We start from the raw sequence: 13,046 nt of genomic DNA on the forward strand, positions 1-13,046 counted from the left end.
GACCATGCAAGGCGCACAGCTGAGACATCAGCCCTCCGCACCACCCGGCCGCAAGCCGGTGCCGCGGGGTGCCAGCCGAATGGTGGCCAAAGAGCCGATGTCCGTGCGCCTGCCGAAAGCCAACTTCGGTTTTCTGAAAAGTCTGTTCTGGCCCGTGCTGCTGGTGGCGTTGGGGTTCGGTACTTATGAAGGCGCACAGCGTTTGTTGCCGTACGCCGACCGTCCGATCACCAAAATCGCTGTGCAGGGCGACTTGAGTTACATCAGCCAGCAAGCGGTGCAGCAGCGGATCGCCCCGTACGTGGCGTCGAGCTTCTTCACCATCGACCTGGCGAGCATGCGCACCGAGCTTGAACAGATGCCATGGATTGCCCACGCCGAAGTGCGTCGGGTGTGGCCGGATCAGGTAGTGATTCGCCTGGAAGAACAACTGCCGGTGGCCCGTTGGGGCGATGAGTCGCTGTTGAACAACCAGGGGCAGGCGTTCACCCCGCGCGAGCTGGCGAACTACGAACACTTGCCACAACTGTTCGGCCCGCAGCGGGCCCAGCAGCAGGTAATGCAGCAATACCAGGTGCTGAGCCAGATGCTCAGGCCATTGGGCTTCTCGATTGCACGCCTGGAGTTGCGTGAACGAGGCAGCTGGTTCCTGACCACCGGCGCAGGTAGCGCCGGTCCCGGAATCGAACTGCTGCTGGGACGCGGCAACCTGGTGGAAAAGATGCGCCGCTTCATTGCCATCTATGACAAGACGCTCAAAGAGCAGATTACGAACATTGCGCGCATCGATCTGCGCTACGCCAACGGCCTCGCCGTTGGCTGGCGGGAACCTGTAGCGCCGACGACAGCCCAACCCGCTGTCGCAAAGAATTAAGAAGAGGCAGGACCCATGGCAAACGTGCAAAGCGGCAAAATGATCGTCGGTCTCGATATCGGCACCTCCAAGGTGGTGGCGCTGGTTGGCGAGGTTGCGGACGACGGCACGCTCGAAATCGTCGGGATCGGTACTCATCCGTCCCGCGGCCTGAAAAAAGGCGTAGTGGTGAACATCGAGTCCACCGTCCAGTCGATCCAGCGCGCTATCGAAGAAGCGCAGCTGATGGCCGGTTGCCGGATCCACTCGGCGTTCGTCGGCGTGGCCGGCAATCACATCCGCAGCCTGAACTCCCACGGCATCGTGGCGATTCGTGATCGCGAAGTCAGCTCCGCCGACCTTGAGCGCGTCCTCGACGCCGCCCAGGCTGTGGCAATCCCGGCTGACCAGCGCGTGCTGCACACCCTGCCGCAGGATTATGTGATCGATAACCAGGAAGGCGTTCGCGAGCCCCTGGGCATGTCCGGCGTGCGCCTGGAAGCCAAGGTTCACGTGGTCACCTGCGCCGTCAACGCCGCACAGAACATTGAAAAATGCGTGCGCCGCTGCGGCCTGGAAATCGACGACATCATTCTCGAGCAGCTGGCTTCGGCGTATTCGGTACTGACCGACGACGAGAAAGAACTGGGCGTGTGCCTGGTGGACATCGGCGGCGGCACCACCGACATCGCGATCTTCACCGAAGGCGCGATCCGCCACACCGCGGTGATCCCGATTGCGGGCGACCAGGTGACCAACGACATCGCGATGGCGTTGCGCACCCCGACCCAGTACGCCGAAGAAATCAAGATTCGCTATGCCTGCGCCCTGGCCAAACTGGCCGGTGCCGGCGAAACCATCAAGGTGCCGAGTGTCGGCGACCGTCCACCGCGCGAACTGTCCCGCCAGGCCCTGGCCGAAGTGGTTGAGCCGCGTTACGACGAGCTGTTCACCCTGATCCAGGCCGAACTGCGTCGCAGCGGCTATGAAGACCTGATCCCGGCCGGCATCGTGCTGACCGGCGGTACGTCGAAGATGGAAGGCGCGGTCGAACTGGCCGAAGAGATCTTCCACATGCCGGTTCGCCTGGGTGTGCCACATGGCGTCAAGGGCCTGGACGATGTGGTTCGCAACCCGATCTATTCCACCGGCGTTGGCCTGTTGATGTACGGCCTGCAGAAGCAGTCCGACGGGATTTCGTTCTCGGGCATCGGCAGCCGCGACAGCTATAGCAACGACGAACCGAAAGCCGCTCTGCTCGATCGCATCAAGAGCTGGGTACAAGGCAATTTCTAAAGCTTTACCGCAACACCGCTTCAAAAGCAGTAGGCGAAAAAACTAGAGAATGTAAGGAGAGGGAAAATGTTCGAACTCGTAGACAACATCCCCGCAAGCCCGGTTATTAAAGTTATCGGTGTGGGCGGAGGCGGCGGCAACGCTGTCAATCACATGGTCAAGAGCAACATTGAAGGCGTTGAATTCATCTGCGCCAACACTGATGCCCAGGCGCTGAAAAGCATCAGCGCGCGGACCATTCTGCAACTGGGTACCAGCGTGACCAAAGGTCTGGGCGCCGGCGCCAACCCTGAAGTAGGTCGTCAGGCCGCTCTCGAAGACCGTGAGCGCATTGCCGAAGTCCTGCAGGGCACCAACATGGTGTTCATCACCACCGGCATGGGCGGTGGTACCGGTACCGGTGCTGCGCCAATCATTGCTGAAGTGGCCAAGGAAATGGGGATCCTTACCGTTGCGGTAGTGACCCGTCCGTTCCCGTTCGAAGGCCGCAAGCGCATGCAGCTCGCCGACGAAGGCATCCGTCTGCTGTCTGAAAGCGTCGACTCGTTGATCACCATTCCCAACGAGAAGCTGCTGACCATCCTCGGTAAAGACGCAAGCCTGCTGTCGGCTTTCGCCAAGGCCGACGATGTACTGGCCGGTGCCGTTCGCGGTATCTCCGACATCATCAAGCGTCCGGGCATGATCAACGTCGACTTCGCCGACGTACGTACCGTGATGAGCGAAATGGGCATGGCGATGATGGGCACTGGCTGCGCCAGCGGTCCGAACCGTGCACGCGAGGCCACCGAAGCGGCCATCCGCAACCCGTTGCTCGAAGACGTGAACCTACAAGGTGCACGCGGCATCCTGGTGAACATCACCGCCGGTCCTGACCTGTCTCTGGGTGAGTACTCCGACGTGGGTAGCATCATCGAAGCCTTCGCTTCCGAGCACGCAATGGTCAAGGTCGGTACCGTTATCGATCCAGACATGCGCGACGAGCTGCACGTGACTGTTGTTGCCACAGGTCTGGGCGCTAAAATCGAGAAGCCTGTGAAGGTCATCGACAACACCGTTCACACCTCGATGGCTTCCCAGCCACAACAACAAGCCCCTGTTCGTCAGGAACAGCCTGCGGTGAACTACCGTGACCTGGACCGTCCGACCGTCATGCGCAACCAGGCTCAGGCCGGTGCTGCGACTGCCGCGAAGATGAACCCGCAAGATGATCTGGACTACCTGGACATCCCGGCTTTCCTGCGTCGTCAGGCCGATTGATGAAATGTATCAGGGGTATTCGGGTGATTGGTGTTCAGCAAAGGTCTGGTCTGCTATCATCGCCAGCCTTTGTTGATACCAGTTCGCAATTTGCGCTGAAGCGGCCCATGCCATGATTAAACAACGCACCCTGAAGAATATTATCCGTGCCACAGGTGTCGGCCTGCACTCCGGGGAGAAGGTCTACCTGACCCTCAAGCCAGCGCCTGTCGACACCGGCATTGTGTTTTGTCGTGCTGACCTCGACCCTGTGGTGCAGATTCCTGCCCGCGCGGAAAACGTTGGCGAAACCACTATGTCGACCACGCTTGTTAACGGTGACGTCAAAGTGGACACGGTGGAGCACCTGCTCTCGGCCATGGCTGGCCTGGGCATCGATAACGCCTACGTCGAGCTCTCCGCGTCCGAAGTCCCGATCATGGATGGTAGCGCTGGACCCTTCGTATTCCTGATTCAATCGGCTGGCCTGGAAGAGCAGGACGCCGCCAAGAAGTTCATCCGGATCCTGCGGGAAGTGACAGTGGAAGACGGCGACAAGCGCGCCACTTTCGTCCCTTTCGAAGGTTTCAAAGTGAGCTTCGAGATCGATTTCGATCACCCGGTTTTCCGTGACCGCACACAAAGTGCAAGCGTGGATTTTTCCAGCACTTCGTTCGTAAAAGAAGTCAGCCGCGCGCGTACCTTTGGTTTCATGAGTGATATCGAGTACCTGCGCAAGCACAACCTCGCACTCGGCGGCAGCGTTGAAAACGCAATTGTGGTCGACGCGGATGGTGTACTGAACGAAGACGGCCTTCGCTATGAAGACGAATTCGTGAAGCACAAGATCCTCGATGCGATTGGTGACCTCTACCTGCTGGGCAATAGCCTGATTGGTGAGTTCAAGGGCTTCAAGTCCGGACACGCATTGAACAACCAGCTGCTGCGCAAGTTGATTGAGCAGACAGATGCTTGGGAAGTCGTGACGTTCGAAGACGCCAGCACCGCACCGATCTCTTACATGCGTCCTGTTGCGGCCGTGTAAGCAAAAAACCTCTCTAGTTTTTTAAAGGCTACCTTCGGGTGGCCTTTTTTTATATCTGAATGATCGTTTCCACGCGGAGCGTGGGAACGATCAACCCGTGGCGACCACCCGGTTCCGCCCGTTTTCCTTGGCCTGATACAGCGCCTTGTCCGCTGCAAACAGCAACTGTTCCAGGCTGATGTCGGTTGTTGTCGTCCAGGTACTGATACCAATACTGACAGTAATCGGCGACACATCACCCCCCACCAACGGCAATTGTTCCACCGCTATACGGATTTTGTCGGCAATCTGTTGCGCTCCGGCGCTGTCGGTTTCAGCCAGGATCACCGAAAACTCCTCGCCACCATACCGGGCGACCAGGTCCGCCGGCCGTCGAACATGGGTGTCGATCACCTTGGTCACCGAGCGCAAGGCATCGTCGCCGCCCTGGTGGCCATGGCGATCATTGAACGCCTTGAAGTGATCGATATCGATCATCAGCAGCGACAACGGCAGACCGGAACGTTGGGCACGAAACCATTCATGGTGCAGGGCCTGATCCAGACTTCGGCGATTGGCCAGCCCGGTCAAGGGGTCGGTGGCGGCCAGTTGTGCCAGTTCCTGCTCGGCACTTTGGCGCCGACGCAGTTCCCGGCAGAGCAACCAGGTCAGCCACAGCAGGCTCACGCACAGGGCAATGGTCGCAGAAGTGACCACCACCGCAGTGCGCTTCCAGGCCGCAAAGACTTCATCGCTGGACAGTGCAACGATGACGATCAACGGCAAGTTCCCGACCTTGGAGAAGGTGTACAAGCGCTCGTCTTTGTATCGGCTGGACATGGCGGTGAAGCTGCCGTTGCCTTCTTTGACGATGCGCTGGAAATTGGGGCGGTTGCCGAAGTCCTTGCCGATCAGCTCTTCGGCCAGGCGGGGTTGCTGGGCCAGAAGAATCCCGTCCTTGCTGATCAGATTGACCGTACTGTCGCGACCGATGCTCAAACTGTTGAACAATTGATCGAAGTAACTCAAACGCATGGCGGCCTCGGCTACACCGAGGAACTCACCGTGGGTGCCGTTCACCCGGCGGCTGAAACTGATCCGCCAATCCTGTTCCGGCGCCCTGGCCCTGAAGGGGCGACTGATGAACATGCCCGGGTCTGGGTTGTTCATATGCGTCTGGAAGTACTCGCGATCGGCAAAGTTGCCCTTTCTGGGCTCCACCGAGGCCGAGTCGGCGATCACATCGCCCTTGTTGTCGAGCAATAAAATGTTGCCCTTGTACGGCGCGGCAGTGGCGCGGTCGAAATAGGCCAGGTGGCGAATGGCAGGGGAAACGTTCTTAAGGTCTTCACGCTGGGAGGCTGCGATCAAACCCAGCAGGGACACGTCATAGAGTTCGACATTGCGCAGCACGTCGGCGTCGATCAATTGCACGATATTGTTGGCGGCGCGAGCAGCGGACAATTCGGCATTGACGCGTTCGCGGATCAGCAGGAACGCGACGATGCTCAGTATTGCAATCACCAACAACACACTACTGAAAACCAGAAGCCGCTCCGACCGTGTCGAACGGATCGGATCACGGAATTTCGCACTGCTCACACTCATGGTTCTGACTTCTGCAAATAAGGCGTTATGAAAGTGCTTTTACAAGAATCGGGCAGAGTCCCAGAAACCGGTCGCGTCCAGCGCGTCTGTATAAATCCCGGATAAAAAAAAGGCCAGCAAAACATGCTGGCCTTTTGCTAATAGAAGCTTAGAAGACATTCAGCGGGTAGTCGACAATTACCCGGTATTCCTCCGTGTCCTGATCCAGCGCCCCGTAGCCGTTGCCGCCACGGTTGGTCGCTTTGAGGTCCGTCAGTCTCACATGTGCGACACATGATTTGTAGCAGCTGGCGGAGCCTGCGTTCGGCTGCGAAGCAGTCGTGAATCCGGCTAATGCGGTCTGCCTGACGTACCGCAATCTCAGATTTCACGACTGCTACGCAGCCGAACGCAGGCTCCGCCAGCTGCTACGGAACCGGGTCAATGCCTAGACCGGGAGGTGGATACCGAAGGTATTCATCCCATGATCACTGCGCACAAACACATCCCCGCCATGCATCAGCGCAATCGCCTTGACGATCGCCAACCCCAGGCCATGGTTGTTGCCGCTGTTACTGCGTGACGCATCGACCCGGTAGAAGCGCTCGAACAGGCGCGGCAGATGCTCATTGGCAATCGGCGACCCCGGGTTGGCGACGCCGATGCTGACTTGATGCTCCTCGACTTCGATCCGCACCTGAATCACTTGCCCAGGCGCTGTGTGCTGCACCGCGTTGCTCAGCAAGTTGATCAACGCCCGGCGCAGGTGAGCGATCTCTATTCGCACCTGCGCATCGCCACTGACCTCGACCTGAACCTGCGCATCCTCAAGAATGAAGTCCAGGTATTCCAACGTTGTCGCCACTTCGTCGGCCAGCGAGGTGGACGTCAGTTGGGTGGCCTTGCTGCCTTGGTCGGCGCTGGCGAGGAACAGCATGTCGTTGATGATCGAGCGCAGCCGCTCCAGCTCTTCGAGGTTCGATTGCAGCACTTCGAAATAATGTTCGGCTGAACGCCCGCGGGTCAGTGCAACCTGGGTCTGGCCGATCAGGTTGGTCAGCGGCGAGCGCAGTTCATGGGCCACGTCGGCATTGAATGATTCCAGTCGCGAGTAGGCCTGTTCGACCCGTTCCAGCGTGGCGTTGAACGAGCTGACGAACTGATCGAGCTCCGGGGGCAATGGCGACAGTTGCAGGCGCCCGGACAGCCGTGGTGGCGCCAGGCGCTGGGCTTCCTGCGACAACTTGATCAGCGGTTTGAGGCCGATCCGCGCCACCCAATAACCGAGTAGCGAGGCCAGCAATACACCAATGATCGCCAGGCTGATCAGGGCGATCAGCAAGTGGTGCTGCGTCTCGTAAAAGGTTTCGGTGTCGATGCCGATCATGAAGCGCAGCGGCGGACGCTGGTCCTTGGCCGGCAACTCGGTTAGCAGCACTTTCAGCGGGTACGGATGGTCGGGCAATTCCATATCGCGCATGCCCAACGGGCCTTGGGCGAACGCGCGGATCGACTCGTCAGGTTGGCCGTATTCATAACCGGGATTACCACTGACCACCCAAAAGCGAATGCGCTTGTCTTCTTCGCTCAGCAGTTTGAGCTTGGCGTTGATCTTCACCCAATGTTCGGGCGTGCCGTAACGGTTGAGCGCCGATTCGAGCACGCTGTAGCGGGCGTCGAGTTCGGCTTCGGGCAGCAGGCCCAAGCCCTTGTCGACCTGTTGATACAGCGCACCGCCGATCAACAGGAACACCAGCAGCGCCACCAGCGTAAACATCCCGCTCAGGCGCAGCGCGATGGAATTACTGGACACCACGGCTCTCCAGCACATAACCCATGCCACGAATGGTGTGCAGCAATTTCTCGTCGAACGGCCCGTCGAGCTTGGCCCGCAGGCGTTTGATCGCGACTTCGACCACGTTGGCGTCGCTGTCGAAATTGATGTCCCAGACCATTTCGGCGATGGCGGTTTTCGAGAGGATTTCCCCTTGGCGCCGCGCCAGTACACTGAGCAGCGAGAACTCCTTGGCGGTCAGGTCCAGGCGAGTGCCGGCGCGGGTGGCTTTGCGGCTGATCAAATCTATCCACAGGTCGGCGATGCTCACTTGCACCGGCTCATGGCCACCGCTGCGACGGGTCAGCGCTTGCAGGCGCGCCACCAGTTCGAGGAAGGAAAACGGTTTGCCAAGGTAATCGTCGGCGCCATCGCGCAGGCCTTTGATGCGGTCTTCCACCCGCTCGCGGGCGGTGAGCATGATCACCGGGGTTTGCTTGCGTGCCCGCAGCGCACGCAGCACGCCGAAGCCGTCGAGGCTCGGCAGCATGACGTCGAGCACGATCACCGCGTAGTCGCTTTCCAGCGCCAGGTGCAGCCCTTCGACGCCATCGCGGGCCACGTCCACGGTGTAGCCCTGTTCCGTCAGACCGCGGTGTAGATAATCCGCGGTTTTTTCCTCGTCTTCGATAATCAGAACGCGCATGACCCCGCCTCAGTCTGTGGTCGCCAGCACCGGGTGCTGTGCTGGTGTGGGTCTATGGAATAGCCGCTCGAGCCACAAGTATATGACTGGAGTGGTGAACAGCGTCAGCGCCTGGCTCACCAGCAAACCGCCGACCACCGCGATGCCCAATGGCTGGCGCAGTTCGGCGCCGGTGCCGTAGCCGAGCATCAGCGGCAGGGCGCCGAGCAGGGCGGCGAGGGTGGTCATGATGATCGGCCGGAACCGTGTGAGGCAGGCCTCATAGATCGCCTCCTGCGGTGGCAGGCCACGTTTACGCTGGGCTTCCAGCGCAAAGTCGATCATCAGAATGCCGTTCTTCTTGACGATGCCGATCAGCAACACCAGCCCGATCAGCGCCATGATCGAAAAGTCCTGGCCGCAGATCCATAGCATGATCACCGCCCCGAGCCCAGCCGAGGGCAGGGTCGAGATGATCGTCAGCGGATGCACGAAGCTCTCGTACAGCACGCCGAGAATGATGTACACCGCCACCAGCGCCGCCAGAATCAGCCACGGCTGGCTGGCCAGCGAACTCTGGAACGCCTGGGCCGCGCCCTGGAAGTTACCGCTGATGGCGGCCGGCATACCGATGTCAGCCTTGGCCTGGTTGAGCATAATCACCGCATCACCCAACGCCACGCCGGGCGCCAGGTTGAATGACAGGTTGGCCGCCGGGAACATTCCGTCATGAGCGATGGACAACGGGCCGATGGTCGGCGCATCGAACTTCGCCAGGGCCGACAGCGGCACCATTTCCCCGCTCAGCGGCGAGCGCAGGTAGAAATAGTTGAGGCTTTCGGCTTTGCCGCGCTGTTTGGTGTCCAGTTCCAGAATCACGTTGTATTGATTGGTCTGGGTCTGGAATTCATTGATCTGCCGCTGGCCGAAGGCGTCGTACAGCGCTTCGTCGACATCGCTGGCGGTCAGACCGAAACGCGCCGCCGCGCTGCGGTCGATGCTGATGTGGGTGATGCTGCCGCCCAGTTGCAAGTCGTTGGAAATGTCGCGGAACGCCGGGTTGCTGCGCAGCTTTTCCGTCAGGCGCTGGGTCCAGGTACTCAGGAGGGCGCCGTCGTTGCTCTTGAGCACATATTGGTACTGGGCGCGGCTCGGGCCGGAACTGAGGTTGATGTCTTGCCCGGCGCGCAGGTACAGCACGATACCCGGGACTTTCATCAATTGCGGGCGAATCCGGTCGATGAACTGGCTGGCGGACACATCACGGTCGCCGCGTTTTTTCAGCGAAATCCAGAAGCGGCCGTTGGCGATGGTCTGGTTGCTGCCCGAAACGCCGACCGAGTGGGAGAACGTCTCGACGGCGGGGTCGGCGGCGACGATTTCGGCCATCGCCAGGTGTTTTTTCACCATGTCGCCATAGGAAATGTCCGCAGCTGCCTCGGTGGTACCGAGGACAAAACCGGTGTCCTGCACCGGGAAGAAGCCTTTGGGGATGAAGATGTAACCGGCGATGGCCAGACCGAGGGACAGGCCGAACACACCGAGCATCAACTTTTGATGGGCGAGGGCGCGGCTCAGGCCTTTCTCGTACAGCGCCAACATACGTTCGCCGAAACCCGGTTTGCCGTGGGCGTGATGCACCGGTGCACGCATGAACAGCGCGGCCAACGTCGGTGCGAGCGTCAGGGACACCACCACCGAAATCATGATGGTCGAGGTCGCGGTCAGGGCGAATTCCTTGAACAGTCGCCCGACCACGCCGCCCATGAACAGCAGCGGAATGAATGCTGCCACCAGCGAGAAACTGATCGAAACCACGGTAAAACCGATCTCGCCGGCGCCCTTGATCGCCGCCTCACGCATGCCGTCGCCGGCCTCCAGGTGCCGGTGAATGTTTTCCACCACCACAATCGCATCGTCGACCACAAACCCGACGGATATCACGATCGCTACCAGCGTCAGGTTATTCAGGCTGAAGCCCATGATGTACATCAGGGCAAAACTGGCGATCAACGACACACCGAGCACCGCCGTCACGATCAGGGTCGCCGACAACTGCCGCAGGAACAGCGCCATCACCGCCACCACCAGCAGGACCGCGATCAGCAGGGTGACTTCCACTTCATGCAGCGAGGCGCGGATGGTCTGGGTGCGGTCGATCAACACCTTGACCTGCACCGAGGCCGGCAACATGGCATCCAGCGTCGGCAGGGCCGCTTGAATACGATCAACGGTCTCGACGATGTTGGCCCCCGGTTGCCGGAAAATTACCAGGTTCACCCCCGGCTGGCCGTCAGCCCAAGCCTGGATGTAGGCATCTTCCGAACCGTTGACGACTTTGGCCACGTCCTTGAGATGAACCGGAGCACCGTTCTTGTAGGAAACGATGAGTTGGCTGTAATCCTCGGGGTGGAACAACTGGTCGTTGGTGGACAGGGTCGAAATGCTCGACTCGCCGTACAACGCACCTTTGGCCTGGTTGAGGCTGGTTTGCTGGACCGCCAGGCGAATATCCGCCAGGGTCAGGCCAATGGCGGCGAGTTTGTCCGCCGAGGCCTGCACGCGAATCGCCGGACGTTGCTGACCGGTGATATTGACTTGGCCTACACCGTCGATCTGGCTGATCTGACGGGCGAGCAGGGTTTCCACCAGATCGCTGAGTTCGGTGCCGGGCATTTGCAGCGAATTGATGCTGAGGATCAGCACCGGGCTGTCGGCCGGGTTGACCTTGCGCCAGGTCGGCAGGTTCGGCATGTCTTTGGGCAGTTTGCCGGCGGCGGTGTTGATTGCGGCCTGGACTTCCTGAGCGGCGGTGTCGATGCTTTTATCGAGGGTGAATTGCAGGGTCAGAATGGTCGAACCCAAGGCGCTGCTCGAGGTCATCTGGGTCACGCCGGGGATGGCGCTGAATTGCACTTCAAGCGGTGTGGCCACCGACGAGGCCATGGTCTCCGGGTTGGCGCCGGGCAGCTGCGCGGCCACCTGAATGGTCGGGAATTCCGCTTCCGGTAGCGGCGCAATCGACAGTCGCGGGAAGGCGATGACGCCGAGCAATATAAGGGCAAAGGTCAGCAGGACCGTCGCCACCGGATGATCGATGCACCACGCGGAAATCGAACCGTGGCCCTTCATGGTTTTGGCTCCGACTGGACCACTTGCGCTGGCTCGCTCAGTACCTGAACCGTCGAGCCGGGTTTGAGCCTCGATTGGCCGTCGCTGACCAGCACATCGCCCGGTTTCACGCCTTTGATGATGTTCTGGCCGCTGCCTTGATAGACCATCTGCACCTGCACGGCTTCGACCTTGTCGCCGTTGACCCGGTAGACGAAATGTTGATCGAGCCCGCGTTGTACGACGGTGGGCGGCACCACCAGCGCATTTTTATCCAGCGCAGTCTGAATCTTTACCGTCACCAGCAAGCCCGGCCAGAGTTTCTGTGCAGGGTTGGCGAATTCGGCCTTGGCGCGGATGGTGCCGGTGTTGGCGTTGATCTGGTTGTCGATCAGGGTCAGGTGACCTTCGCCCAGCAGGTTGCCGGTTTCGCCGTCGGTGTCGGCGCCGATGTAAGCCTTGACCGGAGCTTGCTGTGGGTCATTGATCAGGTTTTGCAGGGTCGGCAGCATTTGCTGCGGCAAGGAAAACTCGACGGCGATCGGGTCGATCTGGGTCACCGTGAACAGGCCTTGGGTGTCGGTCATGCGCAGGAAGTTGCCTTCATCCACCGTGCGAATACCGACGCGACCGGTGACCGGGGAGCGAATCTGTGTGTAGGAAAGCTGCACCAGAGCGGCGTCGATTGAGGCCTGATTGCCTTGGGCGGTGGCTTTGAGTTGGTTGACCAGGGCCTGTTGCTGGTCGTAGGTCTGCTTGGACACGCCGTCGTCGACACTGAGCAGTTTGTAGCGCTTGAGGTTGACCTGGGCCACTTGCAGTTGCGCCTGGCTTTCGCCCAGTTGCGCCCGGGCCTGGTCGAGGCTGGCGCGGATCGAGCGGTCATCGAGGGTGGCCAGCAGGTCGCCCTGGTTCACCAGTTGGCCTTCCTTGACCAGCAGTTTGGTGAGGATGCCGTCGATTTGCGGGCGTACGACCACGCTGTGCAAGGACAACACCGAGCCGATGCCGCTGACGTAGCGGGGCACATCTTTTTCAGCGACGCTGACCACTCGCACGGGGATGGCGGTGGGGGCGGCCAGTTTGGTGGTGGCGGGTTTGGTGGCGTACCAAACGCCCGTCGCTGCCAGGGCGATCAGAAGGGCGGCGAGCAGGGCGGTTTTTTTCTGAATTCGCATGCGAGTGGGGCGCCGGGCTGAGTGGTCTGGGTTTTGTCAGGTTTATACCTTCCTTTATAAACCTGTTCGCCGGTCAGGAGCGTGACTGGTAACTGACGGCGCTGTCAGTTTGGACCTCTTTGGGTTGCTGCTGATTCCTTTGGTCTTGGCGGCCTTTGGACCGACCATGCTCTTGTTGGTGGTGTGTACATATCCGTTGCTGCGGTAACGGCCACTTATGGTTCCGCTCTTACAGCGGGTCACTTTTGGCAAACGCCCCAAAAGTAACCAAAAGGTCTCGCCCCAAGCGTCCGGCCCCT

At 60.1% G+C, this 13,046-nt stretch carries 9 protein-coding genes; 4 read left to right on the forward strand and 5 right to left on the reverse strand.

Translation table 11 applies throughout. From position 1 onward, the window contains the following. Window positions 1-4: 4 nt before the first annotated feature. The 4 genes from PMI21_RS09440 (at window position 5) to lpxC (ending at window position 4,433) form a co-directional block, all read left to right on the forward strand. Window positions 5-874: a cell division protein FtsQ/DivIB gene (locus PMI21_RS09440; RefSeq protein WP_007939848.1), complete on the forward strand. Its 870-nt coding sequence runs from the start codon at window positions 5-7 to the stop codon at window positions 872-874. Window positions 875-889: 15 nt separating this feature from the next. Next, window positions 890-2,149, forward strand: coding sequence for a cell division protein FtsA (gene ftsA, locus PMI21_RS09435; protein WP_007939849.1), 1,260 nt, complete (start codon window positions 890-892; stop codon window positions 2,147-2,149). Between the two features lie 66 nt (window positions 2,150-2,215). Beyond that, window positions 2,216-3,409, forward strand: a complete 1,194-nt coding sequence (gene ftsZ, locus PMI21_RS09430; protein ID WP_007939850.1) for a cell division protein FtsZ — start codon at window positions 2,216-2,218, stop codon at window positions 3,407-3,409. A gap of 112 nt (window positions 3,410-3,521) precedes the next feature. Next, window positions 3,522-4,433, forward strand: a complete 912-nt coding sequence (gene lpxC / locus PMI21_RS09425) for a UDP-3-O-acyl-N-acetylglucosamine deacetylase (protein WP_007939852.1) — start codon at window positions 3,522-3,524, stop codon at window positions 4,431-4,433. A gap of 90 nt (window positions 4,434-4,523) precedes the next feature. On the opposite strand, the gene PMI21_RS09420 is transcribed toward lpxC, so the two are convergent. From PMI21_RS09420 to PMI21_RS09400, 5 genes are all read right to left on the reverse strand, one after another. After that, a complete protein-coding gene (locus PMI21_RS09420; RefSeq protein WP_007939853.1) occupies window positions 4,524-6,020 on the reverse strand; it encodes a sensor domain-containing diguanylate cyclase in 1,497 nt (498 codons plus the stop codon). A gap of 427 nt (window positions 6,021-6,447) precedes the next feature. After that, window positions 6,448-7,812, reverse strand: a complete 1,365-nt coding sequence (locus tag PMI21_RS09415) for a heavy metal sensor histidine kinase (protein ID WP_007939854.1) — start codon at window positions 7,810-7,812, stop codon at window positions 6,448-6,450. After that, complete coding sequence (locus PMI21_RS09410; protein WP_007939855.1) at window positions 7,802-8,479, reverse strand: heavy metal response regulator transcription factor; 678 nt, start codon at window positions 8,477-8,479, stop codon at window positions 7,802-7,804. Before PMI21_RS09410 ends, PMI21_RS09415 begins: the two co-directional genes overlap by 11 nt. A 9-nt stretch (window positions 8,480-8,488) precedes the next feature. Next, entirely contained in the window at window positions 8,489-11,590 is a 3,102-nt protein-coding gene (locus PMI21_RS09405; RefSeq protein ID WP_007939856.1) for a multidrug efflux RND transporter permease subunit, read from the reverse strand. Next, a complete protein-coding gene (locus PMI21_RS09400; RefSeq protein ID WP_007939857.1) occupies window positions 11,587-12,747 on the reverse strand; it encodes an efflux RND transporter periplasmic adaptor subunit in 1,161 nt (386 codons plus the stop codon). The genes PMI21_RS09405 and PMI21_RS09400 overlap by 4 nt, the downstream gene beginning before the upstream one ends. Between the last annotated feature and the right edge of the window lie 299 nt (window positions 12,748-13,046).

This window comes from Pseudomonas sp. GM18, assembly GCF_000282195.1.
Taxonomy (GTDB): Bacteria; Pseudomonadota; Gammaproteobacteria; order Pseudomonadales; family Pseudomonadaceae; genus Aquipseudomonas.